This window comes from Yoonia sp. 72 (assembly GCF_034652275.1).
Classification (GTDB): domain Bacteria; phylum Pseudomonadota; class Alphaproteobacteria; order Rhodobacterales; family Rhodobacteraceae; genus Yoonia.
Genome location: NZ_JAXIWG010000001.1, coordinates 1023194 through 1048466, shown reverse-complemented (window position 1 = coordinate 1048466; position 25273 = coordinate 1023194). Strand labels below are relative to the sequence as shown.

Annotated in this window: 33 protein-coding genes; 19 read left to right on the top strand and 14 right to left on the bottom strand. The window is 61.8% G+C overall.

The annotated features are described in order from the left end of the window. Nucleotide 1 precedes the first annotated feature (1 nt). Together VCK47_RS05425 and VCK47_RS05420 are read right to left on the bottom strand one after the other, a co-directional pair. Complete coding sequence (locus VCK47_RS05425) at nt 2–1054, bottom strand: DNA topoisomerase IB (RefSeq protein WP_322889692.1); 1053 nt, start codon at nt 1052–1054, stop codon at nt 2–4. A gap of 39 nt (nt 1055–1093) precedes the next feature. Further along, a complete protein-coding gene (locus VCK47_RS05420; RefSeq protein WP_322889691.1) occupies nt 1094–1345 on the bottom strand; it encodes a hypothetical protein in 252 nt (83 codons plus the stop codon). Nucleotides 1346–1476: 131 nt separating this feature from the next. On the opposite strand from VCK47_RS05420, the gene VCK47_RS05415 reads away from it, so the two are divergent. The 5 genes from VCK47_RS05415 (at nt 1477) to VCK47_RS05395 (ending at nt 5841) form a co-directional block, all read left to right on the top strand. Further along, nucleotides 1477–1992, top strand: a complete 516-nt coding sequence (locus VCK47_RS05415) for a hypothetical protein (RefSeq protein WP_322889690.1) — start codon at nt 1477–1479, stop codon at nt 1990–1992. Nucleotides 1993–2162: 170 nt separating this feature from the next. Further along, a complete protein-coding gene (locus VCK47_RS05410; protein WP_322889689.1) occupies nt 2163–2687 on the top strand; it encodes a superoxide dismutase family protein in 525 nt (174 codons plus the stop codon). Between the two features lie 126 nt (nt 2688–2813). Then, entirely contained in the window at nt 2814–3215 is a 402-nt protein-coding gene (locus tag VCK47_RS05405; protein WP_322889688.1) for a PRC-barrel domain-containing protein, read from the top strand. 348 nt (nt 3216–3563) lie between these two features. Next, entirely contained in the window at nt 3564–4349 is a 786-nt protein-coding gene (otsB, locus tag VCK47_RS05400) for a trehalose-phosphatase (protein WP_322889687.1), read from the top strand. Nucleotides 4350–4380: 31 nt separating this feature from the next. Further along, nucleotides 4381–5841: an alpha,alpha-trehalose-phosphate synthase (UDP-forming) gene (locus VCK47_RS05395; protein ID WP_322889686.1), complete on the top strand. Its 1461-nt coding sequence runs from the start codon at nt 4381–4383 to the stop codon at nt 5839–5841. A gap of 12 nt (nt 5842–5853) precedes the next feature. Here VCK47_RS05395 and VCK47_RS05390 read toward each other — a convergent pair whose 3' ends face one another. Next, complete coding sequence (locus VCK47_RS05390) at nt 5854–6438, bottom strand: exopolysaccharide biosynthesis protein (protein WP_322889685.1); 585 nt, start codon at nt 6436–6438, stop codon at nt 5854–5856. A gap of 292 nt (nt 6439–6730) precedes the next feature. Between VCK47_RS05390 and VCK47_RS05385 the strand changes: the two genes are divergently transcribed. Continuing rightward, nucleotides 6731–7639 (top strand): glucose 1-dehydrogenase, encoded by a 909-nt coding sequence (locus tag VCK47_RS05385; protein ID WP_322890032.1) that lies wholly within the window; start codon nt 6731–6733, stop codon nt 7637–7639. A 43-nt stretch (nt 7640–7682) separates the two neighbouring features. On the opposite strand, the gene VCK47_RS05380 is transcribed toward VCK47_RS05385, so the two are convergent. From VCK47_RS05380 to VCK47_RS05365, 4 genes are all read right to left on the bottom strand, one after another. Beyond that, nucleotides 7683–8066 (bottom strand): hypothetical protein, encoded by a 384-nt coding sequence (locus tag VCK47_RS05380; RefSeq protein WP_322889684.1) that lies wholly within the window; start codon nt 8064–8066, stop codon nt 7683–7685. A 400-nt stretch (nt 8067–8466) separates the two neighbouring features. Continuing rightward, nucleotides 8467–8964, bottom strand: coding sequence for a pyridoxamine 5'-phosphate oxidase family protein (locus VCK47_RS05375; RefSeq protein WP_322889683.1), 498 nt, complete (start codon nt 8962–8964; stop codon nt 8467–8469). Nucleotides 8965–8983: 19 nt separating this feature from the next. Next, nucleotides 8984–9232, bottom strand: a complete 249-nt coding sequence (locus VCK47_RS05370; protein ID WP_322889682.1) for a hypothetical protein — start codon at nt 9230–9232, stop codon at nt 8984–8986. 322 nt (nt 9233–9554) lie between these two features. Continuing rightward, complete coding sequence (locus VCK47_RS05365) at nt 9555–10187, bottom strand: hypothetical protein (RefSeq protein ID WP_322889681.1); 633 nt, start codon at nt 10185–10187, stop codon at nt 9555–9557. Nucleotides 10188–10378: 191 nt separating this feature from the next. Between VCK47_RS05365 and VCK47_RS05360 the strand changes: the two genes are divergently transcribed. Then, nucleotides 10379–10879 carry a ferritin-like domain-containing protein gene (locus tag VCK47_RS05360; RefSeq protein ID WP_322889680.1) on the top strand — a complete coding sequence of 167 codons (501 nt, stop codon included), beginning with the start codon at nt 10379–10381 and terminating at the stop codon, nt 10877–10879. 46 nt (nt 10880–10925) lie between these two features. Here VCK47_RS05360 and VCK47_RS05355 read toward each other — a convergent pair whose 3' ends face one another. Next, nucleotides 10926–11204 (bottom strand): hypothetical protein, encoded by a 279-nt coding sequence (locus VCK47_RS05355; protein WP_322889679.1) that lies wholly within the window; start codon nt 11202–11204, stop codon nt 10926–10928. 165 nt (nt 11205–11369) lie between these two features. On the opposite strand from VCK47_RS05355, the gene VCK47_RS05350 reads away from it, so the two are divergent. Further along, a complete protein-coding gene (locus VCK47_RS05350; protein WP_322889678.1) occupies nt 11370–11540 on the top strand; it encodes a hypothetical protein in 171 nt (56 codons plus the stop codon). Between the two features lie 7 nt (nt 11541–11547). On the opposite strand, the gene VCK47_RS05345 is transcribed toward VCK47_RS05350, so the two are convergent. After that, nucleotides 11548–12651 (bottom strand): mechanosensitive ion channel family protein, encoded by a 1104-nt coding sequence (locus tag VCK47_RS05345; protein WP_322889677.1) that lies wholly within the window; start codon nt 12649–12651, stop codon nt 11548–11550. Between the two features lie 317 nt (nt 12652–12968). Here VCK47_RS05345 and VCK47_RS05340 point away from each other — a divergent pair, with 317 nt between their 5' ends. The 4 genes from VCK47_RS05340 (at nt 12969) to VCK47_RS05325 (ending at nt 15619) form a co-directional block, all read left to right on the top strand. Beyond that, complete coding sequence (locus VCK47_RS05340) at nt 12969–13484, top strand: hypothetical protein (protein ID WP_322889676.1); 516 nt, start codon at nt 12969–12971, stop codon at nt 13482–13484. A gap of 2 nt (nt 13485–13486) precedes the next feature. Beyond that, nucleotides 13487–13876 carry a phage holin family protein gene (locus VCK47_RS05335; RefSeq protein WP_416236647.1) on the top strand — a complete coding sequence of 130 codons (390 nt, stop codon included), beginning with the start codon at nt 13487–13489 and terminating at the stop codon, nt 13874–13876. After that, nucleotides 13869–14909, top strand: a complete 1041-nt coding sequence (locus VCK47_RS05330; RefSeq protein WP_322889674.1) for a DUF3618 domain-containing protein — start codon at nt 13869–13871, stop codon at nt 14907–14909. Before VCK47_RS05335 ends, VCK47_RS05330 begins: the two co-directional genes overlap by 8 nt. A gap of 170 nt (nt 14910–15079) precedes the next feature. After that, nucleotides 15080–15619, top strand: coding sequence for a sigma-70 family RNA polymerase sigma factor (locus VCK47_RS05325; protein WP_322889673.1), 540 nt, complete (start codon nt 15080–15082; stop codon nt 15617–15619). Between the two features lie 261 nt (nt 15620–15880). On the opposite strand, the gene VCK47_RS05320 is transcribed toward VCK47_RS05325, so the two are convergent. The 3 genes from VCK47_RS05320 to VCK47_RS05310 form a co-directional block, all read right to left on the bottom strand. Next, nucleotides 15881–16042 (bottom strand): hypothetical protein, encoded by a 162-nt coding sequence (locus VCK47_RS05320; RefSeq protein WP_322889672.1) that lies wholly within the window; start codon nt 16040–16042, stop codon nt 15881–15883. Between the two features lie 119 nt (nt 16043–16161). After that, nucleotides 16162–16383 (bottom strand): hypothetical protein, encoded by a 222-nt coding sequence (locus VCK47_RS05315; RefSeq protein ID WP_322889671.1) that lies wholly within the window; start codon nt 16381–16383, stop codon nt 16162–16164. Between the two features lie 25 nt (nt 16384–16408). After that, nucleotides 16409–16780 (bottom strand): DUF1622 domain-containing protein, encoded by a 372-nt coding sequence (locus VCK47_RS05310; RefSeq protein WP_322889670.1) that lies wholly within the window; start codon nt 16778–16780, stop codon nt 16409–16411. A gap of 126 nt (nt 16781–16906) precedes the next feature. Between VCK47_RS05310 and VCK47_RS05305 the strand changes: the two genes are divergently transcribed. Continuing rightward, nucleotides 16907–18484: a sodium:solute symporter family transporter gene (locus tag VCK47_RS05305; RefSeq protein WP_322889669.1), complete on the top strand. Its 1578-nt coding sequence runs from the start codon at nt 16907–16909 to the stop codon at nt 18482–18484. A 65-nt stretch (nt 18485–18549) separates the two neighbouring features. Here the strand turns inward: VCK47_RS05305 and VCK47_RS05300 are convergent, their stop codons facing one another. Further along, nucleotides 18550–18708 (bottom strand): hypothetical protein, encoded by a 159-nt coding sequence (locus tag VCK47_RS05300; RefSeq protein ID WP_322889668.1) that lies wholly within the window; start codon nt 18706–18708, stop codon nt 18550–18552. 271 nt (nt 18709–18979) lie between these two features. On the opposite strand from VCK47_RS05300, the gene VCK47_RS05295 reads away from it, so the two are divergent. From VCK47_RS05295 to VCK47_RS05270, 6 genes are all read left to right on the top strand, one after another. After that, a complete protein-coding gene (locus tag VCK47_RS05295) occupies nt 18980–19216 on the top strand; it encodes a hypothetical protein (RefSeq protein ID WP_322889667.1) in 237 nt (78 codons plus the stop codon). Between the two features lie 89 nt (nt 19217–19305). Next, a complete protein-coding gene (locus tag VCK47_RS05290; protein WP_322889666.1) occupies nt 19306–20694 on the top strand; it encodes a ferredoxin reductase family protein in 1389 nt (462 codons plus the stop codon). 198 nt (nt 20695–20892) lie between these two features. Then, entirely contained in the window at nt 20893–21081 is a 189-nt protein-coding gene (locus VCK47_RS05285) for a hypothetical protein (protein WP_322889665.1), read from the top strand. A 27-nt stretch (nt 21082–21108) separates the two neighbouring features. Then, nucleotides 21109–22530, top strand: a complete 1422-nt coding sequence (locus tag VCK47_RS05280) for a c-type cytochrome (RefSeq protein ID WP_322889664.1) — start codon at nt 21109–21111, stop codon at nt 22528–22530. Continuing rightward, a complete protein-coding gene (locus VCK47_RS05275) occupies nt 22527–24125 on the top strand; it encodes a flavin monoamine oxidase family protein (RefSeq protein WP_322889663.1) in 1599 nt (532 codons plus the stop codon). Before VCK47_RS05280 ends, VCK47_RS05275 begins: the two co-directional genes overlap by 4 nt. Then, nucleotides 24122–24586 carry a cytochrome c gene (locus VCK47_RS05270; RefSeq protein ID WP_322889662.1) on the top strand — a complete coding sequence of 155 codons (465 nt, stop codon included), beginning with the start codon at nt 24122–24124 and terminating at the stop codon, nt 24584–24586. Before VCK47_RS05275 ends, VCK47_RS05270 begins: the two co-directional genes overlap by 4 nt. Here the strand turns inward: VCK47_RS05270 and VCK47_RS05265 are convergent. After that, nucleotides 24583–25041 (bottom strand): hypothetical protein, encoded by a 459-nt coding sequence (locus VCK47_RS05265; protein ID WP_322889661.1) that lies wholly within the window; start codon nt 25039–25041, stop codon nt 24583–24585. The two genes, VCK47_RS05270 and VCK47_RS05265, sit on opposite strands and share 4 nt — an antisense overlap. Nucleotides 25042–25273 lie beyond the last annotated feature (232 nt).

Below are 25273 nucleotides of genomic sequence, written 5' to 3'. Positions count from 1 at the left end.
ATCAGGGCGGCTGGCCTGCATCCGCATGCCGATCAAGCCATCTGCGCAGGACGACCTCGTCGGTGTTCAGGCCGCGTGGTTGACCACGCAAGTACTGACGGATCTTTCCCATCTGGGCCCCAAGCTCGCCTTTTTCCCATTCCGTGAGGACCGCCGGATGGATGTAGCACGTCCGGCACACGGTGCGCGTATGGTGCAGTCTGCTGGCCACTTCATCCACCACGCTGTTGAGCACCCGCGCCCGTTCCCGCGGCGTTGGCGGGGTGTCGGTCTGCGCCAATTTCTCCGCCGCCTGCACTGTCGCACCCCAAGTGCGGAAATGTTTGGATGTGAAGGGTTGGCCCATCGCGGCACGCATATAGGCGTTCACGTCCTGCGAATGGATCTCGTGGAGCTGACCGTCCGTATCGGGATACCGAAACAACCGCTGGCCCGGCAGGTCCTGCAACTGGCGCACCGTGTTGGCGATCCGGCGGTCGGTGACCTGCAAGGCCCAAGCCTGCCCCGATTTTCCCGTGAAAGAAAAGCGCAGCTTCGCCCCATTCAGATCAAGGTGGCGCGCGCGCAAGGTGGTCAGGCCATAGCTCTTGTTCTCGGCCGCATAGATGTCGTTTCCTATGCGGATCAGTGTGCGGTCCAGCAGCCAGACCACCACGGCCAGCACGCGGTCGGGCGACAAAGGCGGTTTGCGCATGTCTCTTTCAACGGTTTGCCGCAAATCGGGCAGGGCGTCCGCGAAGGCTGACAGGCTCGAGAATTTCGCCGCATCGCGCATCGCGGACCAGTCAGGATGATAAATGTACTGCTTGCGGCCCTTGGCGTCGCGGCCTGTCGCTTGCAGATGACCTTTTGCGTCAGGGCAAATCCAGACATCGGTCCATGCCGGGGGGATGGCAAGCGTCTTGATCCGGTGCAGGACGGCGGTGTCAGTAACCTTGCGGCCCCTGGCGTCACGATAATAGAAGCCCCGGCCTGCGCCGATCCGAAGCAGGCCGGGTGTGGTGTCCGTCACATAGATCAATCCGGCATCGCCGAGATCGCCCGCCTCTATCATGGTCGGCCGGTCCAGTGCGCGGCGGTGATGCGCATGGGGTCAGGCGTCCTTTGTCCCGCCTTGGCGGGTTGTGTGGGGCGCGTCTGCGCCGGCATCCTCGTCATGATAGGGCACCCCGGTATCGGGATCGATCGCATCCGCGCCCCCTTCGTCGTCGTCAAGTGCTGTCTCCACATCGGGCGAGGTCTGGGGTGCGACCTCCTGGATGATCTCGTCCATCGGCACCGCATCATCGACCGGATCAATCTGGCGGTCTTGGGGGGGAGGGGTGGGGCTGCTCTTGTCGGGCATCTTGGTTATCCTTTTATCATTGGTCTGCGGGGGTGCCCCGTGATCAGTCAACCCCGCCAAATCGGCGAAAGTTCCGCCTTGCGGGGTGGCTCGCGCGCGGAACATGCGGTGGGCCGCGCGGTGAGGGGACAATGACACAAGATGCCTCTGGTCCCTGTCTTCGTGGCATCGACGACACCCTTGCGCGATTGTTGTCCTTGATCCCCGATACCTGTGCCGCACTTGGGACCGAAGTCCTCGCACTATTCGAGGACGAATGGATGCACGCGCTTGATCGGTGTCAGACCCAGCCGAAGGTTGTCCTGTTCGATGCTGTCAACCTCGTGCTGACGCGGGCCGTGTGCTGCTGGGCGGGGGTGCCGTATGATGACCCCAGCGCAACGGACACCTGCGCCGACCTGACCGCGATGATCGAGAACGCCGGCAGCATCGGGCCTTCGGTCCTCAAGGCGCTGATGCAGCGCCGCCGGACAGAAAAGCGTGTGACGCGCTGTACGAACGCTTCGCCGAGGAGGTCAGGCGGCTTTACCCGTTCTTTCCCGACATCGACAAAATTGCCAAGGAAAGGCGGGGGTGAACCCGCCCAAAGTCATCGCTGCCCGGGCGAACAGCTGACCGTCGCGATCATGCGCGCGGCCACCGCCTGATGGTGGAGCGGATGGAATACACCTTGCCGCTAAAGGATATGGCCATGTCTGTGGGCCGGATGCCCGCGCGACCGCAAAGCGGTTTCATCATCGCCGATATCCGGCGGCGTGATTAACGCAGGAACAACCGGCAACGTCACAGGTTCGGTCGTCAGAAAAGGAGGACCAAGATGCAAAAACTTCTGACATCACTGGCCATCATCGCGACCGCTGGCGTGGCGGCGACAGCCCAGACCACTGACCCGCGAGAGATGGCCGACATGCAGGTCGCGTTCCTGTCTTCGGATGGGGACGACCTCGGGATTGCACGTCTGACCGACACTGACGCGGGGTTGCTGATCCAGCTTGATCTTCAGAACCTGCCGCCCGACCAATGGATCGCCTTTCACATCCACGAAGGTGGCACATGCGACGTCGAAGACGATTTCGAGAGCGCGGGCGGGCATTGGGACGCAGGCAGCAACGCGCATGGCTATCTTGCCGAAGGTGGTCCGCATACGGGCGATATGCCAAATCTGTATGTGCGGGCGGACGGACGATTGCTGGCCGACGTGTTTTCCCCTTGGACGCGCCTGGGTGGTGACGCGAACAATGTCACCGGTCGGACCCTGATCTTTCATAGCGAACCGGATGACTACCAGTCCCAACCCAGCGGTGATGCCGGTGCTCGCCTTGCCTGTGCGGTGATCGACTAGACCTGCCGAATGGAACTCTGGCAGGCGGCGCGAAACCGCCTGTCAGCGCGAGGGGCTGTAGGGAAAGCCGGAACATCGCCTTTGGCTGCCCGTTGAGTCCACATCGCAACACGAAGGAGACTCTCCATGGCCGACTATACCACCAACGACAGCCGCTCGCTGGCCGATAATGCCGATACGATCGACGAGACACATAACCTGATCGCGTCCAACAAGGTCGAAGGCACCAATGTCTACAACCACGACGGCGAGAACATCGGCAGCATCTACAACTTCATGGTGGACAAGCGCAGCGGCAAGGTGTCCTACGCCGTGATGTCATTCGGCGGCTTTCTGGGCATCGGCGAGCGGTACCACCCGCTGCCATGGGACACGCTGACGTTCGAGCCCGACCTTGGCGGCTATGTCGTCAACGTCACGCGCGAACAACTGGACCAAGCCCCAAGCTATGCGCGGGACGAAGACCCATGGCAGGACCCGGCTTATGGCCGCAACGTCTATGGCTATTACGGCGTGCCCTACGTCTGATCGCAGACGCGGCTCCCGAACACACCCCGCCCGTCGTGGCGGGGTGTTTTGTTTTCAAACCGCCGTAAAAACGGGCGATTGCGGTGATCGGACAGCGTGTTGTCCGCCCTCTCGTCGATCCGGCCCTGAACCGGGGCAGTCAACTGGACCTTTGGGTGCCGCGCATGGTACCCCACCCTGACGGGACAAGAACAGGCTGGCTGCACCGCCGCCACGGTTGACGTCCCATACGCGGATGATCGGTGCCTGTTGGGGGTGCTGGTCTTTGCCGGACTGGCGTGCGGGGCACGCAACCAAGCGCCGTTAGGCGCGTTCATCCGGCAGCGCGATACAAACAAAGGATTGCACGTGACTGATGTTCTTCAGCCTCCGCCCGATGTGGCGCCCGACCGGACTGCCTTTTTCCTTGATGTGGATGGCGTGCTGGCCCCGATCGTGCCCGACCCGCAAAAGGCCCGGGTGGGCGCGCCCATGCGTGCCATTCTGGACCGGCTGTCAGGCACGGCGGATCAGGCGCTTGCGCTGATCTCTGGCAGGTCGGTCGCGCAGATCGACAGGATGCTGGCCCCGCTCGTGCTGCCTGCTGTGGGGGTTCACGGATTGGAACGGCGGCTGCACAACGGCGATGTGACGCGCTTTGCCTATGATGCGCAGGCCCATGCCGGTCTGGTCGCCGCCGTCACAGATTTCGCCGCCCGCCAGACCGGGCTGGAAGCCGATCCCAAGCCCGGCGCCGTCGCGCTGCATTACCGCAAACGGCCGGAACTGGCAGAGGATTGCCGTGCCTTCTTGCAGGACCGCTGCGACGCTGATCCGCAGTTGGCGCTGATCGCGGGCAAGATGGTGCTGGAACTGGTCTATGGACGCCAGACCAAAGGCGAGGCCGTGGCGCGCCTGATGGAGCAGCCCCCCTTCGCGGGGCGTGTGCCGTTCTTTGCAGGCGATGATGTCACGGACGAGACGGCCTTTGCGCAGGTCAACCGGATGGACGGTATCTCTGTCAAGGTGGGCGGGGGCGAGACCGCGGCGCGCTACCGCGTGCCCGATATTGCGGCATTGGCGCGGTATCTTGATCTGGCCTCCAAGCATGACGCGCCGCGCCGGGAACAATCACAACAGAGGGATGTTTCATGAGACAGAGCAATCGCAAGACAGGGTGTGCCGCATGACCATTCAATCACCTCCCCCCCGCATCGACTTTGGCCAAGGCTTGCACAGGGACGCGGACGACGACCCGTCGTCATCAGCGGGCACGGGCAAGCCGCGGCTTGTCGTCGTGTCCAACCGTGTCGCCGACCTTAGCACACAGGTCCAGACAGGCGGGCTGGCGGTGGGGCTGGCCGATGCGGTGCGCAAGCGCGGCGGTATCTGGCTGGGCTGGAACGGCGACCGCGACGGGCAGACCGGCGGCCCTGTCACCATCAGCGAACACGGGCCCGTCACCTGTGTGGGCATCCCGATCTCGCCCGCGGATTTCAGCGAATACTATTCCGATTATTCCAACAGCGTGCTGTGGCCGCTGTTCCACTACCGGCTTGATCTCGTCCACATCACCGCGACCGCGTTTGATGGCTATATGCGCGTGAACGAGGCTTTTGCCCGCCAGCTTTTGCCGATGCTCAAGCCCGACGATATCATCTGGATCCACGACTACCACCTGATCCCGCTTGCCGGCATCCTGCGCCGGATGGGGTGCCGCCAGCGCATCGGCTTCTTCTTGCACATCCCGTTCCCGCCGCCCGAACTGCTATCTGCGACGCCGCATCACCTTGAACTGATGCGGGGTTTTCTGGATTACGACGTGCTCGGGTTCCAGACCCAAACCGATGCGACCAACCTTAAATCTTATATTGCAGCCCATGCGCCCGAAATCCGCGTGACCAAGGACCATCTGCACGCCAAGGACCGCAAGGTGCAGGTCGGGCGCTATCCGATCGGCATCGATGCGGCGGAATTTACGCGCCTTGCCAGCGCCGAGCGCGCGGAATCCGTGCCGCCCACACCTGTCGGTGCCGTGCGGATGCAGCGGATCATCGGGGTGGACCGGCTGGATTATTCCAAAGGGCTGCCCGAGCGGTTCCGCGCCTTCGACGCATTGCTGCGCGTGCATCCCGAACTTGCCAAACATGTCAATTTCGTGCAGGTCGCGCCACCTTCGCGCGGGGAAGTGGACGCCTATGCCGATATCCGTGCCGAGCTGGAACAGATGGCGGGGGCGGTAAACGGACGGCTTGCCGATCTGGACTGGACGCCGCTGCAGTATATCTGCCGCCCGCTGCCGCGCGACGTGCTGGCGCCTCTGATGCGCAATAGCGACATCGGCTTTGTCACACCTTTGCGCGACGGGATGAACCTTGTCGCCAAAGAATTCGTCGCGGCGCAGAACCCCGATGACCCCGGCGTGCTGATCCTGTCGCAATTTGCCGGTGCCGCCGAGGAAATGCAGGATGCGCTGATCGTTAATCCCTATGACGTCGACGATATGGCCGAAGCGCTGTATCGCGGTCTGACCATGCCACTGGAGGAACGGCGCGCGCGCCATGCGGCCTTGCTGCACGGTGTCACCACCTGCGGTGCCAAGGACTGGGCGGCGGCCTTTCTGGCCGACCTGTCGCCCGCGCACTGACCGCTTGGGCCGTCAGGCCAGTTGCTTGACGGCAATGGTAATGACGGCCGCATAGGGCAGCAGGGCGATGATGAACAGCCGCCCGTCGCGCACGAGCAGCGACAGCGCCAGCAAAAACACGCCCGTCGCCACGATGGACGAGGTGAAGGGGATGAATTCCAGAAACGGCATGACCATCCCCGACAACAGGCACAACCCCTGCGGCACCCAGATGATCGGCCGTGTGAACAGCAGGTGCCAGCGCCGCCGCGTGTGACGGTCGATCCAGTCCACCAAGGGCTGGACCTTGGACAATGCCTTTTCCAGTTTTGCGCCATCGACAGTCCGGCGCTCGACGAAACCCGGCAGGCTGACGCTGTCGCGGTTCAGTAGCATATAGACCGATACCGTCGCGATGATGAGGCCCGCTGTGGCCGAAAAGCCGGGCACACCGGACAAAGGCGACATCGTCAGCAAGGCTGGCACGAGAAGAAACGGGATGATCCCGCGCCCGCCGATAGCGGTCATCATGTCCTCGATCGCCACCCTGTCCTGTGCTGTGGTGTCGCGAAGGCGACCGATCAGGTCCCCCAGTTTGTGGTTTTCGCCTGCGGCCATGTCCGGTCTTGTCCTGCCTTCGGTTTTGCCGTCAACGCCTTAGCCTCTGCGGGGTTCCGGTCAATGCGACACCCTGCCCGATCTTCGGAACAAGCCTGTCCTGCGCGGTGTTGTGCCATCACCACCAGCAGTGAAAGGAATTGCTCTTATGCCATCCGACAGGCCCGACCCCGCACAACCCGCCAATGAAAAGCTGCGTCATCCGGCGCCCGATGTGATCGACCAGCGCCAGCAGCAGATCGACCCCGCAGGCAAGCACCGCGACGATGTGAACCCGCCGTCCGACGATGCGATGAAGCAGCCGGGCGAGGGGGCGCAGGCCATATCCGGCCTGCCGAGCGACGCGCCGTCCTATCCGCGCCCGCCCTTTCCCGAACAGACGCAGGAACTGCCCGGCAGTTTCGCCGAGATGGAACCGCGTCCCGATCATGGCGAGACTTCGTGGAAAGGGTCCGGGCGGCTGAACCGCCGCGTGGCGCTGATCACGGGCGGTGACAGCGGGATCGGCCGCGCCGTCGCCATCGCCTATGCCCGCGAAGGGGCCAATGTCGCGATCAGCTATCTGGATGAAACCGAGGATGCCAAGGACACCGAACGTCTGATCCTTGAATGCGGCCAGCAATGCCTGCTTCTGCCCGGCGATATCTCTGACCCCGCCCATTGCCGTGCTATCGTGGCTGATGTGGTCGAGGAATTCGGCCGGATCGACATTCTGGTCAACAATGCGGCCCACCAACAGACCTTTGACGAGATCGACGAGATCACGGATGAGGAATGGCAGCGCACCTTTGCCGTCAACATCCACGCGATGTTCTATCTGTCCAAGGCCGCTGTGCCGCATATGAAAGAGGGCGGGTCAATCATCAACACCGCGTCGATCAATTCCGACCAGCCAAGCCCCGCGCTTCTGGCCTATGCCGCGACCAAGGGGGCAATCCAGAACTACACGATGGGTCTGGCGCAGATGCTGGCCGAAAAGGGCATCCGCGTGAATTGCGTGGCCCCGGGCCCGGTTTGGACGCCGCTGATCCCCGGCAGCTTTGACGGCGAAAAGGTGTCCCAGTTCGGGGCCAATTACCCGATGAAACGGCCCGCGCAGCCGGTCGAGATGGCCTCTGCTTACGTGATGCTGGCCGAACCGATGTCGAGCTATGTCTCGGGTGCCACCATCGCCGTGACGGGCGGCAAGCCGATGATCTGACGCGGATGCACCCGCCCCGTTCTGCGGGGCGGGGGGTGTTCGGCTACGGATAAACGGCGATCAGAACCGCCAGCGCCGCCAGTGCAAGTATGGCTACAACCGTCAGTCCGACATTGCTGGGGCGCGATGGCGCGATCGTGGGGTCGGGTTGTGCGCCCGGACCGGCACTGTCCACACCGGGCACACGCACGGCGTCCTGATCGGCGCGAACGTTTGCGTAAGTGTCGGTGCTGTCGTCATAATGGCTTTCTTTGTCACGGGCGAGGCGCAGCTGTTCGGTGCTGACAGCGGTCTCTGTCGCCTCGTCATCGGTGCCAAAAGGGGCGGTTGCGGGATCGGGATAGGCGGGCTTGTCGCGCCTTTCGCCCGCATCCAGATCGGCGCGCAAACGTGCGGCGGTCTGGGCCTTGTCGGTCGGGTCTGCCATTGTCTGTCTCCTTTGTTTTGTGCGGAATCAACCAGACCGCAGATGCTTTGTTCCGCACCGTCAACAGCGCGGAACATCTCCCTGATCCTGCGGTTGACCGGGGTATGGGCGGACAAGCCAACACCGCCCGCTGAAATGGAGATCAAGATGCTACGCAAGAATTTGGTGCTGCTGGTTGTCGCGGGCCTGAGTCTATACGTGTTTCGGGCGGCCAGGGCGTCACAGGAGCTAGGCAGGTTGCGCCTGCCACGTGCCGGGACCGACCATTGGGACATGGTCGATCAACGATCTGCGGAATCCTTTCCGGCCAGTGACCCGCCGGGCACTTACTGATCTCATCTGCCTAAAGAAAACCCCGCAGCACAGGCTGCGGGGTTTTCTGCGGGACAGGCGCGACGGGTTAGTCGAACTTTACATGTTTGCGCACGCCCGTCTCCCCGGCGTCGCCTCCGTCCTTGTCCGGCACGTGCCAGGCGTGGTGCGATCCGCCGTGCGGCAGGGCCCACAACGCCGCGCTGTCCAGTTCGAGTGCGATCAGCATCAGCGCGGGGTCATCCTTGCCGTCCACGAAATGATCCGCGGCGGATGTTTCCCACAAGGCGTCGAGGATCGCCTTGTCCTCCCGCTCTGCGATCGGTCCGGACATGCAGGCATAAAAATCGTGCGGTTGCGAGATGATCACGAAATGCGCCGTGCTGTCAGGCTCCAGCGCTTGCGCCAGATCGGTGTCGCGTGTGGTCAGAAACCACAAACAAGAGCCTTCGGCATCGACGTGGTGAGCCATCGGCTGCATGTGCTGCCCGCTGCCGGTGATGCCCAGCATTCCGGCCTCGACCTTGGACAATTCGTCCCAAAGGGCGGCGTCGGGTTCGTTGCGGGCACGGTCAAGATCAGTCATTTGGTTCTCCTTGGATTGATCATATGTCGTCATCAAGGTTCGCCACAGCGACGATGCTGGCCAGCGTGCCGAACAGCACCGCCCCTTGCAAAAAGAAGAGCAGGGTAGGCCAGCCGCTGTTGTGGCTTTCCAGCAGGGTGCCGATGCCGGCGGTGTCGGTACGGATTAGCACAAGGCCAAGCACGCAACCTGCCACTGCACCTTGTACGAAGTAGGTGATCAAAAACCGCACGACGCGCGGCAGTGTTGCCCAAGTCCGACCAGCCATCGCCTGCATCCTTTTGCTGTGGTCCTCGGGCAGTCAACACCGCGGTGGACGGGATGTTCCCCTGTCTGACGGGCCGACAGCCGCGGGAACATGTCCGCGTCAGGCAGGTTGGCAGCAAGAGTGGCGTGCATGTGTCAACCGGACGCGATGGTATGAAGCACAGGATCGGTTTTTCCGGTTTCACGCCTGGGCCGGATGCACTTGTCCCGGGTGCATGCGGAAAGCTTCTGTCCCATCCATGTGCGCCACTCGACCTTTGCAGACATGAAAAAGGCACCCCCGCGATTGCGGGGATGCCTGATCTGCCTACCGCACAGGCGGATCAGCCGTCGGATTCGGACCCGTCGTCCTCGTCCGCAGCTGCGTCGCCCGATGCGGCCTCGTCATCGACGATCAATGTGACGCCACCTTCGCCGTCGCGATCCATAAGGGCTGCGACGACCTGCTCGGCGGTGTAATCCGCGTTCTCGAGCGCGCTGCTGAGCACGTCGCTATCCGCGATCGCGCTGCGCAGGGTGTCTTGATCGTTGTCCAGATTGGCCATCGCCTGATCCATCATCGGCGCTGCCGGATCGTCGGCACCGGCCAGTTGGGACAGGGTCACGATCTCGACCTCGGCATCCTCGGACAGGTCAGCGAATTCCTCGGACCAATCCATATCCGCGGGCGATGGCATGTTCAGCTCTGCGATGATGATGAGGTAGTCCATGTCACTGTTGCCCATGTCAGTGGCGGGCGTCGTGCCGGTGCCGGGCATTGTATCGGTGCCCGTCGGTGCATCCCCCGGCATCGGTGCGGGGGTGATGTCGGTTGGTGATGATCCGGGCAGTGGCGCGGGTTCGGTGCCCGCAGGCGGGGTTGTGGCCGGATCGGTGTTTGTGGTCTGGCCAATGGCCATGGGTGACGTGGACGCCATCAGTAACGCGGCGAGTACGAGTCCATTTGTCTTGGTCATATCAGTCTCTCCTTGTGTCAAAGGACCGTCGGGTCCCTGCCACAACAAACCTGCCCGCCGCCCCCATGTTCCAGCGTTCCGTCCGGCTAGGAGAGATGCCGCCTGCGGGAACATCGCGCAACGGTTCAGGTTAGTTGGCACCGGCCACAGGCAATCCCGCCTGCGCGCCCATAACGAAAAGGTGGACAACTATGGGTTTGTTTTCAAAAGACATCCAGTCGATGGACGATCTTTATCTGCATACGCTCGAAGATATCTATTACGCGGAACAACAGATCGTGAAGGCCCTGCCCAAGATGATGGACAAAGCCTCCTCCGACACGCTGCGTCAGGCGTTCGAAGCGCATTTGCAGGAAACGAAAGGCCAGATCGAACGGCTCGAGGAAGTTTTCGCCCTGCTCGGCAAGGACCCCAAAGGCGTGACCTGCCCCGCCATTGACGGGATCATCAAGGAAGCGAACGAAATTTCCAAGGAAATCGCCGATGCGCAAGTGCTGGACGCGGCTCTTGCCGCCGCCGCGCAAGCGGTCGAGCATTACGAGATCACGCGCTACGGCACATTGATCGCGTGGTCTCGGGAAATGGGCCGCACGTCCTGTGCCGATATCCTGCAGCAGACACTGGACGAAGAAAACGCGACCGACCGCAAACTGACCGAAATCGCGACCACGCGCCTGAACCCCGCAGCGTAAGTTTTCCGTGATGCAGCCGGGCACAGACGCGCCCGGCTGCTGTCTGTCAATCAGCCGCCGCCGGAGCGGTCAGATCATCGGCGCCTTCGGCGGACGGGTTCTGCGCTGGAACGGCAGATGTCCTGCCGTCACCCGTCTCGGGGGCAGATAGCGATGTGCCATCAGCCGGCAGCTGCGCACCGGTGGCATCTTCAGCCTCGTCCACGACAGTGCCCAGCCACCAGACCAACAGAACGCCGACGAAAACGACGATGGCGATGAAGCCGAGCAGAGGCCCTTTGTGGCGCTTGACCTGCCGGTCCATGTTGTTTTCGGAATGGCTCATATGTCTCTCCATTTCTATAATGCGCGCTGAATTGTTCCAGCCTGTCGGGGCAAAACAACCGCCTGCGCAGAAGGTTCCGTCGTCAGAATGCCGCAGAAGGCAGGCTGGAACCTTTTGCCTAAGGCGCCGGTTGGAGCCTTGAACCGACCTGAACAGGAGATTTTCATGGAATCCGGCTACTTTCTGGCGGCGCTGTCGCTTTTCACATTCGCCGCTGTCATCGTCGTGGCGATGGTCAGCAAAAAGAAAACCGAAGACCGGCTGCACGACCCCGAAGCACACAAGGATGAAAACAAGTCGACATTGGCCAAGGACGCGCCCAGCGAACACCGCTGACAGACGCTTAGCGGTTGCGATCCGGCCCGCGGCCCTGCTCTGTGGCCTCGATCCGCATGCGTGGCAGGGCCTGCGGGTATTCCGCCTGAAGCCAGGCGATCAGCTTTTCGCGGATCTCGCAGCGCAGGTCCCATGCCAGCGACGAGGTGCGCGCGCTCATCAATCCGCGCAGCGTCAGGGTGGTGGATTCGGCCTCTGTGACCTGCAGGTTGACGACATTGCCGTCCCAATAGGTTGACGCCTTGACCAGCTCTTCCAGCTTGGTGCGCACTTGCGCCACCGGCACCGTGTAATCCAGATGCCACGTCACCGCCCCGATAATCGAGGCGGTTTCGCGGGTCCAGTTCTGGAACGGCTGTTCGATGAAATAGGACAGCGGGACGACCATGCGCCGCCAGTCCCAGATGCGCACGACCACATAGGTCGCCGAGATTTCCTCGACCCATCCCCATTCGCCTTCGACAATCACCACATCCTCGAGCCGGATCGGCTGGGTCAGTGCGATCTGGACCCCAGCGATCAGGTTGGCGAGAACCGGTCGTGCGGCAAAGCCGAGGACGAGCCCTGCCGCACCTGCCGAGGCGAAAAGACTGACCCCGTATTGGCGCACGCTCTCGAAGGTCAGCAGCACAGCACCCGCTGTCAGGATCACCACGACAATGTCGATGACGCGGCGAAGCACGCGCACCTGCGTGACGTATTTGCGGGCGGCGAGGTTGTCGTCGGTGTCGAACCGATACCGTAGCACCGACCGTTCGCTGTAAAGATTGGTCAGCAGCAGGATCGTCCAGCCGATCAGCACGATCAGCAACACCGTGACGAGGCGACGAAGCGGGCCTTCCCAGCCGCCCGGCAGCGTGACAGCCGACAGCGTGGTGATCAACGCAATCAGCACAAAGGCCAACCGCAGAGGCCGACGCGCATGATGCAAAAGCGCATCGACCAACCCTGATTTGCCGCCGATCACGCGGGTCAGAAAACGGAATGCCAGCCAATGCAGCAGCTGACCTGCAAGGATGCTGAGCAGGATCGCCGCCACGGGAGGAACGAAGGCGGGCAGGGTGCCGAAAACAGTCACCGCATCAATCATCCAGTCATTCAGCCTGTCCATACGCCTTTGCCAATCGTGTTTGGTTCCCAAGACCCGCGATGTGCGCGGGCCACTGATAAAAGGGACAACGCCTTCGCCCATGTGTTGGTTTCATGGGGCGCGCAGACCTTGGCATGAGCGTGCGACCGACACCCATCTTGCCGCGTCATCGCCCCAGATTGTCTGGAACATCTGACGCATGGCGCTGTTGCTTGGACCATACCGCACTGAACATCGGGAGATATCACATCATGAACGCAATCATCTATCTTGTGGGCCTTGTCGTCGTGGTCCTTGCCGTTCTCTCGCTCATCACTTGACCTGAAAGGAACAGACACATGACCGACACGAACCAACACAACACATCGACCGCGCAATCCGCCAAGCAAGCGGGCGCCGAGGCTGCGGACAAAATCCAGGACAAGGCGCAGGACGCCGCCGGCAAGGTATCGGAACACATGACCGATGCCGCCGACAAAACCCGCAGCGGAGCTGCGCGCAACGTCAAACAAATGGCCGAGGCGCTTCATACCGCATCAGACCAACTGGACGACAATTCCACCCAACGGCGTATGTTTGATGTGGTGGCCGACAACCTCGAACAGGTTTCGGATGCGCTGACCCGCAAGGACATGGGCGAAATGATGCGCGATCTCAACCAGATGGCGCGCAAGCATCCCTTCGCATTTCTGGGCGGCGCCGCACTCGTGGGGTTCGCCGCGACGCGCCTGATGACCGCGGGTGCCTCGGATGGTGGCCACCGCGCGCAGGGCGCCACGACACAACAGGCCCGTGATGATGCGCGGCATCCCTTGCCGACATCCGCCACTGGCACCCCCACGACAGGAGTATGACCATGACAACCGAAAAATCCGCCGGTGCAATCCTGAATGACGCGATGACCCGAGTCAGCAACCTTGTGCGGGGCGAGATCGACCTCGCGCGTGCCGAATTGAACGAGAACGTCCACGCCGCCGGTGTTGCGATCGGGATGATCGTGGCCGCGGCCGTGGTGGCGCTGACCGCGCTCAATGTGCTGACCGCCGCAATCGTGGCGGCCCTGACAGAGCTTGGCATTCCGGGTGGCTGGTCCGCGCTGATCGTGGGCGTTGTGCTGGCTGTCATCGCCTATGTGCTGCTGCAGAAAGGCAAATCCGACCTGCAACTCAGCTCGCTCGCGCCGACCCGTACTGCTGCAAATGTCAAACGTGACGCCCAGACCGTGAAGGAATCCTACAATGACTGACCACCGTTCCACCAAAGAGATCGAACGCGACCTTGAAGAGCAGCGCGAAGGGCTGGCTGACAGTCTGGACGATCTGAAAGAAAAGTTCTCGGTCGACACGATGGTCCGCGAGGCCGCCAACCAGATCCGCGAACATAGCGGCGATATCGGTGCGTCCGTCACCCGCGCGGTCAAGGAAAACCCGTTGGGTGTCGCCCTGACCGGCGTCGGTCTGGCGTGGCTGATCTTCGGCGAACGGCGCAGTCCGGCGCAGGTGCAGAACTCGGAGTCCTACGGCCACGAACGGGCCAACCGGCCTGCCCACGACCCTTATGGTGCCTATGCCGCGCGGCGCGATCCGGTCGGCGGTAGTACGCGCTACGAGGAACGGTCCGTGCGCGACATTGACACGCCATCCTGGGCGCGCGGTTTCGCGGACAGCGACGGCGACATTTCTGGCAGCGCGGTGGAGCGCACCAAGGAAGGGTTGAAGGACCGCGCCGGAGCGACGCGCGACCGTGCCTCTGCCTTGCGCGCGCGCCTGTCTGAAGGCACTGAAGAATTGACCGAGGAAGGGCGCGCCCGTGTGATGGCGGCGCGCGAAAAGGCCACCCAAGCGCGCGAGGCCGCGATGTCGCGCATGTCGGATGCACGCGATAAGGCGGTGGACCTTTTCGAGGAACAGCCGCTGATCGCTGGCGCCCTTGCGCTGGCCGTCGGGGCGGCTATCGGCGCGGCTTTGCCGCATACCCGTTTCGAGGACGATACGTTCGGTGACACTGCCGACGACCTGATGCACGAGGCCGAACGCATTTACGCGGAAGAACGTGCCAAACTTGGTGCCGTCGCGCAAAAGGCGGTGACCGATATGGGTGAGGTCGTGGAAAAGGCGGCATCCGACGCGCTGGGCACGCTCCAGTCAGAGGATGACGACAAGGATTCGGACAGCCCGAAAGGCAAGACGACCAATCTTGCTGGCAAATCAGCGTTGCAGGACGAAGACATGCCGCAATCCGGACCGGGCAAGACTGGCCCCGGCAGCATTCCTTCCTGATAAGGCCTTGAAATCGCACCGGCGCGCCGCACAAGCAGCGCGCCGGTGCCTTCGCGCAGCTTCTGCTACGCGGTCGCGCACAGTGACCAGTACTTGCGCAGAAGTTGAACTCTGCAAAGGAACCCCCAGCGCGGCACCGGCGTTATCCTCATGTTACAAGGAGTAACCCTATGCAGCACCGCAGAACGAACACCACGACGGACGGCAACGATGTCGATGATGTTCTGACGCATCTGCCCGCCTTGCGTGCCTATGCACGCAGCCTTACCAGACAATATGACGACGCCGACGATCTTGTGCAGACAACACTCGTCAAAGCGATCGGCAATATCAGCAAATACCAGTCGGGCACGAATCTGCGGGCATGGTTGTTCACCATCATGCGCAACACGTTCCTGACCGACATCCGCAAACGCACGCGCGAGCAACCGGGCCTTGCCGATTGCGCATCGACCTTGTCGGTCAGCCAGCCGACACATGACGAACATATCGCGGGTCAGCGCCTGCTGGCCTCGATCGCGAAGCTGCCGCGCCACTACCGCGAGATCCTGTTGCTGGTCGTCGTTCTGGGCGAAAGCTATGAAGAGGCAGCGCGCATCTGCGATTGCGCCATCGGCACCGTCAAAAGCCGTGTCAATCGCGCGCGCAACCTGCTGATCGACGATCTGGGCACGACCGATTTTTTCGACGTGATCGAAGCCCGCCGCTGATACGGGGTGCAGGCCCTGTAGTCCAAAAACAAAAAGGCCGCCCCGTCGGGCGGTCTTTTGCATTGCAGATGAAGGGGAGGTGGAACAGCGACGCTTCCAAGACGGGAGCGGGGACGGGAAGCGCCGCCATTCCTTGTCGGTGATGGGGAGCAGGGGTGCACCACCGGCAAGAACCGGCGGGTGCAGTGCCGGTCCTCACCGCGTCAACCGCTTTGATGCCAGATTGTTCCGCTGCATGCATTTTTTTGAGGTAAGGCCAAATCAGCCTTTCGCGGTCGCCATCGCCTGACGATCATTCAGCAGTTGCTGCAGCTGCAGGGCCAGTTGGCGCGTTTCTTCCGAGACGGGTTCTTTTCCGATCCCGACCAGAAGCTCGTGCAGTTTTTCATCCAGCATGCGGGCGGCCTTGTCCTGATCGTCCATTTGCACTCGTTCCTTGTCGCTTTGGTGGTAACAGATACGGTCGATCCTGCAGACCGGATCAAAAGCTGCGACGGAAGTACCGGTCTTTCATGGCGACGATAAGGCATGCGCGCAGAATGTCAGCCACCCTTTTTGCGGCCTTTCTTGGCCGCGGGGTTGCCGGTATCGGTGCCGCGCCCTGATCCGCTTTTATTGCCGCCGCCATCGTCCTTGTTGACGGTCGCCCAAGCGCGGCCTTCGGCCTCGTCCTTGTCGACGCCGCGATCCTCGTAGCTTTCGGCGATATGCGCGGCCTTGCGCTTTTGTTTGTCGGTATACTTGGATTTGTCTCCGCGTGGCATGATAATCTCCTTTAAAAATGCCCGATCAATCGTCTTCGTGGCGGTTGCTGTTGCGCTGCCAAGGCCAGCGGCCTTCAATCTCGACCTCGAGACTGAAGCTGAGGAAGGTGCGGATCAGCACGATCACCGCAAGCACGCCCAGACTGTCCATCGAAGGTTCCACGATCACGGTGCCGATGATGTCGGCCGCGATCAGGAACTCGACCCCGATCAGGATGCTTTTGGCAAGCTGGGTGCGGAACATGTCGAACACAGCCTGCCCTTCGTTCCGGTGCAGGATGCCGCGTACCGCAGTGTAAAGAGCGACAAGCGTGCCGCCCAGAATGGCAAGCACGCCCGCCCCTTCAAGCAGACGGGCGATCGCCTCGAGAAAAGCATGTGGAAGTTCGGCGGCCATGCAGGGCGAACAGCCGGTGCGCGGCATTGTTCCGGCGCAACTGCGCTCAACCCCCGGGGGCGGCTCTGGAACATTCCCGTGAAGTCCTTGTTACCTGATCGATTTCTTTCGAAAAGGACCTGCGAGATGCCGGATTTCACAGTCTCAACCACCGATTTCGTCATTGCGGCCGCCTATATCATCATCGTGATGGGCATCGGGATTTGGGTCAGCCGGTCACACAAAGACAGCAAAAGCTATCTAAGCAGCGGCGGTGTGCTGTGGCCGATCATCGGCATTTCGATGATGTCGGCCAATCTGTCGGGAACATCCTTTGTCGGGATCGCGGGGGCAGGCTATGACCACGGGATCGCGGTCTGGAACTATGAATGGACCGCGACGCTGGTCCTGATCTTCTTTTCGCTGTTCGTGCTGCCGTTCTATCTGCGCTCCAAGGTCAGCACGATGCCCGAATTCCTCGAACGCCGTTATGACACGCGGTCTCGCAAGGTTTTCGCCGCTTTTTCGGTGTTTACCGCCATCGTGATCGACAGTGCCGGTGCGTTGTTCGCGGGGTCCCTGACGCTGCAACTGCTGTTCCCCGAGGTTCCGCTGTGGATGTTGATCGCGAGCGTGGCGTTTCTGGGGGGAATTTATGTGATCTTCGGGGGTCTCAAGGCGGTGATGGTAACGGACACGATTCAGGGGGTGCTTCTGATCCTTGTCGGCACCGTCATCTTTTTCATGACTTTCGCGCAGATCGGATCGTGGGAAGGCGTGCGCGCTGCCGCACCCGAGGGCGGCTTTACCCTTGCGCCGCCGGCGGATGACGATTTCTTCCCGTGGCCCGGTATCTTTACCGGCGCGATCTGGCTCAGTTTCTATTACTGGACGACAAATCAGGTCGTCGTGCAAAAGGTGCTGGCCGCCAAGGATATTGATCATGGCCGCTGGGGTCTTTTGCTGGCGGCGGGGATGCAACTGCCGTTCCTGTTCATCCTCGTGATGCCGGGCGTCATGGGGCGCGAGATTTTCCCCGAGATCGGCGAGGCGGACCAGATCTGGCCCGCGCTGGTGTTCGGCCTTTTGCCCGAAGGCGTGCGCGGCCTTGCGCTGGCAGGGTTGATCGCGGCGCTGATGTCCACTGTCGATTCCGTCCTCAACGGCAGTGCATCGCTGGTGGTCAACGATTTTGTCAAACCCGCGAAGAAGGACATCAGCGAAGAAAAGCTACTGTTGCTCAGCCGGGTTCTGGTCGGGCTGTTCATGGTCATGGCGGCCGTCTGGGCGCCGATCATCGGGTCGTTCGGCGGGATCGTGGAATATTTCCAGTCCTTCCTTGGCTATATTACCATGCCGGTCGTGGTCGTGTTTCTTGGCGGATTGTTCTGGGCACGCCCGCCGCGTCATGCAGCTTTCTGGACGCTGTCGATCGGCATCCCTATCGGGATCGTCTGCTTTACCCTGTTCGAGGCACTGGAGCTGATCGAGCTGCAGTTTCTGTACGGCACGGGCATCATGCTGGCGATGAACCTTGCGATCTATCTTGCAATCACGCTGACGTCGGACGCGCCCGATCTGGAACCCGGCGAACATGTCTGGAGCCGCGACGCCTGGCGCGATGACCGCAAGGCGCTGGCCGATACGCCGCTGTGGAAATCGCATCATGCGTGGTCGGCGGTGCTGGTTGTGATCACCTTGGGGTTGGTTTTTGCCTTCATCTGACCAGCCCAAAAAAACGGGGCCCGGATTGATCCGGGCCCCGCGTTCTTTTGTCGCCTGTCACGCGATCAGATACGTGTCACGATTTCGCGGGTATCAAGCAGCACGAACCTTTGCGGATCGAGCGGCTCAACCTCTGCCCCGTTGCCAAGCACGTAACGGTCTGTCGTCTCGGACGGCATGGCCAAAGTGGCGCCGGTCCGGTCGGCACGCGACTGTTTGATCACGGACAACTCCTCACCAGACCTAGCTACACATGAAATTACACCGACGTTTTTCCAGTCACTCATGGTTGTGCCCTTTCCGGTTGTCACGCGGCAACGACACCACGTAATTCCGATTCATAAAAGGCGGTTGAATTCCATCCATTCGAATGGGCGGAAAATGGCCTATATTCAAAATTGATATTAAAGTGATGCAACCCTATTCCTGAGCAATTTAAGCGGGAACTGTTGTCACCGCGACACGTTGACCTTGGCCAGATCAATGGAGGGCGACATGACCAATGCATATGGAAATCACGACCAGACACCCAAAGACGGGGCGCAGCCGGAAACGCCCGAGCATCAGCGCGAAGACCAGCCGCTCAAGGAACTGAACGAAGACACTGATGACACTGAGAACGGCACCAACGATGTCGATAAGCGCAACGCGCAAGGCGATCATGCCGGATCGGCGCATGATCCTGCCGCATTTCAGCCGGTAGATCCGGCTGTCGCTGACGACGGCAAATGAAGCAACGCGCCCCAGCTTTCTGAAAAGAATGGCTGGGGCTTTTTGCAACGCGGCAGGGAACGTCGCGCGCACTGGTCGGTTGTGCTGCAATGAAACAGTCAGCACGGACCGGAGCGCACCCTCCACAGCAATTCATCCGCACCGCCGATCGCCCGGTCGCGGTCTTGGTGCATGCCGCATTCTGGCTTGCGGTGGGAGTTGTGGTAATCGCTGCGCCGTTTGTCGTCATCGCCACCGGCCGCGATCTGCCCGCACCAACGTCCGTTTTGTGGGATTTCGCGATGGGCTGCGGTTTTGCCGCATTGGCGCTGGCGGCGGCGCAATTCGCGCTGACGGGTCGGATCAGGATGCTGACCGCGCCTTTTGGTGCCGACATCATCTATGTGTTCCACCGCTTTCTCAGCTGGGGTGTGCTGGGCCTGATGCTGCTGCATTTTGCTGTCCTTTACATCTGGTATCAGCCTGCGCTGGGCGATCTCAATCCGCTGACGGCGCGCTGGGAGCTGACCGTCGGGCGTTTTGCGCTGGTGTGTTTCGTGCTGTTGATCGTGACGTCGGAACTGCGCAAGCGCCTTAAGATCGACTATTACTGGTGGCGGGTGATGCATGTGCTACTTGCCGTCGCTGGCTTTGCCGCTGCCGTGGCGCATGTGCTGGGTGTCGGCAATTATACCAGCGCCGACAATGCCCGCGCGCTGTGGCTTGGCGTCACGCTGGTCTGGGTCGGGTTCATCATCTGGTCGCGCCTGCTGCGCCCTGCGATGCTTTGGCGCAATTCGTGGCGCGTGACGGGCAATGTCGCCGAACGCGGTGGCGTCCGCACGCTGACATTGCGCCCCGAGGGGCAGCCCTTGCGCGCATGGAAAGCGGGGCAATTCGCGTGGCTGTCTGTCGGTCATGCACCTTGGGCGATGAAGGACCATCCGTTCACGATTTCCACCGCTCCCGATCTGGGCGACGAGATCGCTTTTTCGATCAAACCCTTGGGCGACGATTCCGAGCGGTTGACGCAAGTAAAGCCCGGCGCTCTGGCTTATGTGGACGGCCCTTTTGGCACCTTCTCGGTCGACCGCGAGGCGGATGCCGCGGGGTTCGTGATGATCGCGGGCGGTGTCGGGATCACGCCGGTGATCGCCAACCTGACGGCGCTGCATGCCCGCAAAGACCCGCGCCCCGTCATCCTGATCTATGCCAATCCGACCTTGGATGCGGCGGCTTTTCGCGAAGACCTTGACGCAATGGCGGCGGATATGAACCTGACGATCGTGCATGTCCCCGAAGAACCGCCCGCAGACTGGGACGCAGAGAGCGGTTTTATCGATGCCGACCTTCTGGCGCGGTGCCTGCCCAATGAAACGCTCGACTGGCCCCATATGCTTTGTGGACCCGCGCCGATGCTGGAGGCCGCGACAAAAGCCTTGCGCGAAAGCGGCGTGCCTGCGCGCCGGATCAGCTTTGAAATCTTCGAGATGGTGTGAACGATGCGACAGACCTACGCCCGCCTTCTGGCCCTTGCGCTGATCCTTCTGGCACTTCTTCTTGCGTTCGCTTTTGCCGTTTACGTCAACGATGCGGCGATTTTGGGCTGACGGCGTTTTTCTAGGAACATGGACGCCGCCTTGGCGTTGGTCCTGTAACGCCGCTGCAAGGCGGATCAGAACCGCAAAGGATGAACCATGCCTGTTACGTCTTATGGTCGCCCTCCGACCGACCTGCCGCCAAGCGACCTGCCACCCCCGAACCAACAGCCTGATCCCGATCAGTATCCCGACCCCATGCCCGATCCCGATCCGGGTGATGTGCCGCCTGACACGCCTCCGCCACCACAACCCGGCGAGCCGACACCGCCCTTGCGCGCGGCCTGACGCATGGCGGGCGTCGGAGCGTATCTGTTGTCATCACGCAGTGGTTTGACCACGGCAGGTCTTGCCGTTTGCGTCGGCATCGCCGCGTTGCCGGTTGCTGCGCAGGACGAAGACGCCATGGCGCAGATCGAACGCGGTGCCTATGTCGCCCGCGCTTCCGGCTGCATGTCCTGCCATATGGAGGATCTGTCGGGCGGCTATGAGGTCGAGACCCCGATGGGCACCATTGTAGCCAGCAACATCAGCCCCTCTGTGCGCTACGGCACCGGCGATTACAGCCGCGATGATCTCGCAGACGTTCTGCGGCGCGGCGTGGCCCCTGACCGGCGGCTCTATCCGGCGATGCCATATGCATCCTTTCGCGGCATGACAGATAGGGATATCGACGATCTTTACGCGTGGCTGCAAGATCAGGACCCTGTCGAGCGCCCGACAGAGGCGCAGACGGACCTGCCTTTCCCTTTCAATATCCGCACTGGCGTAATCGCGTGGAACTTGCTCAATCTGGGCGATCGTGATCTGCCCGTCAGTGACGATCCCGTCCTGATGCGCGGTGCCTATCTCGTCAACCATCTGGGCCATTGCGGCGAATGTCACACCCCGCGCGATGACCTGTTCGGGATGCAGGACGATCAATACCTTGCCGGCGAAACGATGGACGGTTGGCATTCCCCCAACCTGACAGGCGATCCTGTCACCGGTCTTGGGGAATGGTCGCAGCAGGACCTGATCGACTATCTGGGGCGCGGGCAGGCGGCTGATATCGTGCAGGCGGCAGGGCCAATGGCCGATGTCGTGCAGCATTCGACCCGCCATCTGGAGGATGACGACCTTGCCGCAATGGCGGCCTATCTCAAAACGATCCCCCCGATCACCCGCGGCACGCAAGAGGTGCCGGTTCTGGTCCCCGAGGCCGAGCGGGTCGATCCCGTCTTTCGCTATGGCATGATCCGCGAGGAGATGACCGCGGTGATAGGGGACGCGGACCTTTCGCAGCCTCAGCAGCTTTACATCGACAATTGCGCGGCCTGTCACGGTGTCAGCGGGCAAGGGCAGGCGCAGGCCTATTATCCGCCGTTGAACCAGAACGCGGCCCTGCGCCGGACCGATCCGATGAACCTGCTGCAAGTGTTGTTGCACGGCGTGCCCGCAGGCAAATTGCACGGCGCGCCCGCGATGCCCGGCTTTGCGGATGAATTGAGCCGCGATGAAATCGCGATGCTTGCGAACTACACGCGCATCACCTTTGGCGACCAGCCCGACAGCGATGTGACCGCCGCCGATGTGGACCGCATCCTGAACTTCGAAGAAGAAATGTCGCCCGTGCTGCGGATGCTCCAGATCGGGGCGTGGGTCGGGGTCGCGGTTGCGCTGATCGTGGCGCTGCTTGGCGCGTGGTGGCTCTTGCGCCGCCGCCGGACCCATGTCGCAAAAGGGGAAACACCATGACACCATTCACCCCGACCCGTCGCCAGTTGCTGACCATGATCGGTCAGGTCGCAGGCACGGCCGCAATGTATCAGGCGATGACCAGCCTCGGGTTCGCGCAGGAATCGGGCTATACCCAGCCTGTCGCGCTGCAAGGGCCACGCGCGCAGCGGCGCGTTCTGATCCTTGGTGCCGGTGTGGCCGGTATGGCCGCCGCCTATGAGTTGCGGCAGGCAGGCTACGAGGTGAAAATCCTCGAATACCAGAACCGCCACGGTGGCCGCTGCCTGACCATCCGCGGTGGGGACCGCTTTACCGAAATGGGCGGCCACGAGATCACCTGCGATTTCGAAAGCGACGGCTATTTCAATCCCGGACCGTGGCGGCTGCCTGTCCATCACCGTGCGGTATTCGACTATTGCAGGCGTCTTGGCGTGCCGTTGCAGCCGTTCATCATCAAGAACAACAAGGCGTTTCTGCATTCCTCCAAAGCCTTCGGCGGCAGACCGCAGCGCGTGGGGCATGTCGAAAAGGATATGCGCGGGCATGTCGCCGAACTGCTGGCCAAATCGCTTGATCAGCGCCAACTCGATGACACCGTCACCCACGAGGACCGCGAAAAACTGCTCGAAGGGTTGAAGGAATGGGGCGTTCTGAACAACGACCTGCAGTATCGGTCAAGCGACGATCTGGGCGGTGTGCGCGGCTGGGACATCCATCCGCCCGGCGGGCTGATGCCCGGGAAACGCCCGTCAGAACCGGTCGACCTGTCGCCGCTTTTGCAATCGGGCCTTTGGGACCAGTTGTTCAACTTCAACAGCTACACGTTCGAGCCACCGATGTTCGAACCTGTCGGCGGTATGGACGCAATCTCTGACGCTTTCGCGCGCGAGGTAGAGGACGTGATCCAGCTTGGCGCGCGTGTCACCCGCATCGCACAGGACGAAGGCGGCGTGACCGTCACGTATGAAGATGCGAACCGTGGCGGGTCGGTGCAGGAAGAAACCGCCGACTGGTGCATCTGCACGATCCCGCTGTCGGTTCTGGCCCAGATCGAGGTGCAATGCTCTGACCGGATGCAAAAGGCCATCGCGGCGGTGCCTTATGCCTCGGCTTTCAAGGTCGCGCTGGAATTCCGGCGCAGGTTCTGGGAACAGGACGACTGGATCATGGGCGGCATCAGCTATACCGATCTGCCGCTGGTCCAGATCGCCTATCCCAACTACGGCTTCATGACCGATGGTCCCGCTGTGCTGCAAGCGGCCTATGACACCTCCACCGCTGGCCGCAATTTCACCTATTCATGGTCCACCATGACCCCGCAGGAACGGATCGACGCGGCCTTCGCCTTGGGTCGGCAGATCCATCCGCAATACGATGCCGAATTCATGTCGGGCACGTCATGGGTCTGGCACCGGGTCGATTGGTCGCTGGGCTGTTACGGCCAGTGGACGGACGACCTGCGCGACCAGCATTACCGAGATTTGTGCGAGATCGACAACCGGCTGGTGCTGGCGGGCGAACATTGCTCGGAAATCCCCGCATGGCTGGAAGGATCGCTGCTGTCCTCGCTTGATGCGATCAGCCGGCTGGACCAGAGGGAGAATGCGGCATGACCACACCACAGCTCTACGCCTGTTTCCTTTTCATCGCGACCGTCGCCTATGGCGCCACATCTGAGGCGCAGGCGCAGGAGGCGTCAGATGATCCCATAGCCGAGTTGCTGGCACGGTTTTCCGAGGATGAGGAACTGTTCACCCAGACAAGTGGCGAGGCGCTTTACCGCACGACCTGTCAGGCCTGCCATATGGAAGCCGGCGAGGGCGCGGCAGGGGCGGGTGCCTATCCGCCACTGGCGGGCAATCCAAAGATGAACTCCAAGCATTTCGTCGCGGGCGTCATCCTGAACGGCTATCAGGGCATGCCGCATTTCGCGGATGAAATGGATGACGCGCAAGTAGCGGCTGTCACCAATTACGTGCGGATGGAACTGGGCAACGCCTATCAGGACGCGATCACCGCCGATCAGGTGGCTAAGCTGCGCCCGCCCGATGGCGGGGACAGCACCGACCGCTAGTCCGCAGCAGCGCCGCACCTTTCAAGCCACTCCAGCACCCTATGTCCCAGCGTGACCGCGCTGATGGTCGTTTCCTGCAACGGGGAGGGAGTGCCCTGCCTGTCTTTGACAGAGCGGATATCGAACGCACCCGCCCTGCGCACGGACCGCAGTTCGGTCCATATCACGGACACGGCGAGCTTGGCGCCGAGGCTGGCACGCAAGGCATAAGGGCCGACAGCCGTGCCACCGCGATTGCTGCGCCGCCAGTCGATAAAGATCAGCCCCTTGCGCCGGGCCTTCGACATGGTCGCGATATAGCGGTCGGGCGCGGCCTCTGAACGCCTGACGGCGACGGTGCGAGCGAACAGCTTGACGGTTTCGCCAGTCGCCTTTGGCTGCAGGGGCACAATCACATGGAGGCTCTTGCCGCCGGTCAGCATCGGCACGCAGGGCAGGCCCAGATTATCCAGCATGGCTCCAGATCAAAAACCGCGTCGCACATCGCCTTGCATGTCAGCGCCACGTCGGGCTCAAGGTCGAACACGTTCCGGCTCGGGCCGATCGAGCTTGGCGACGCGCGCCCTACAGGTGAAACTCTGTCGTGCCCATCTGCGCTGCGCCAACATGGACAGGGTGACGTCATCTACATCCGCCACTGATGAGCTTGGGGTCGGTCAGCTTGCATTCTTCTCGGTCTCGGACCTG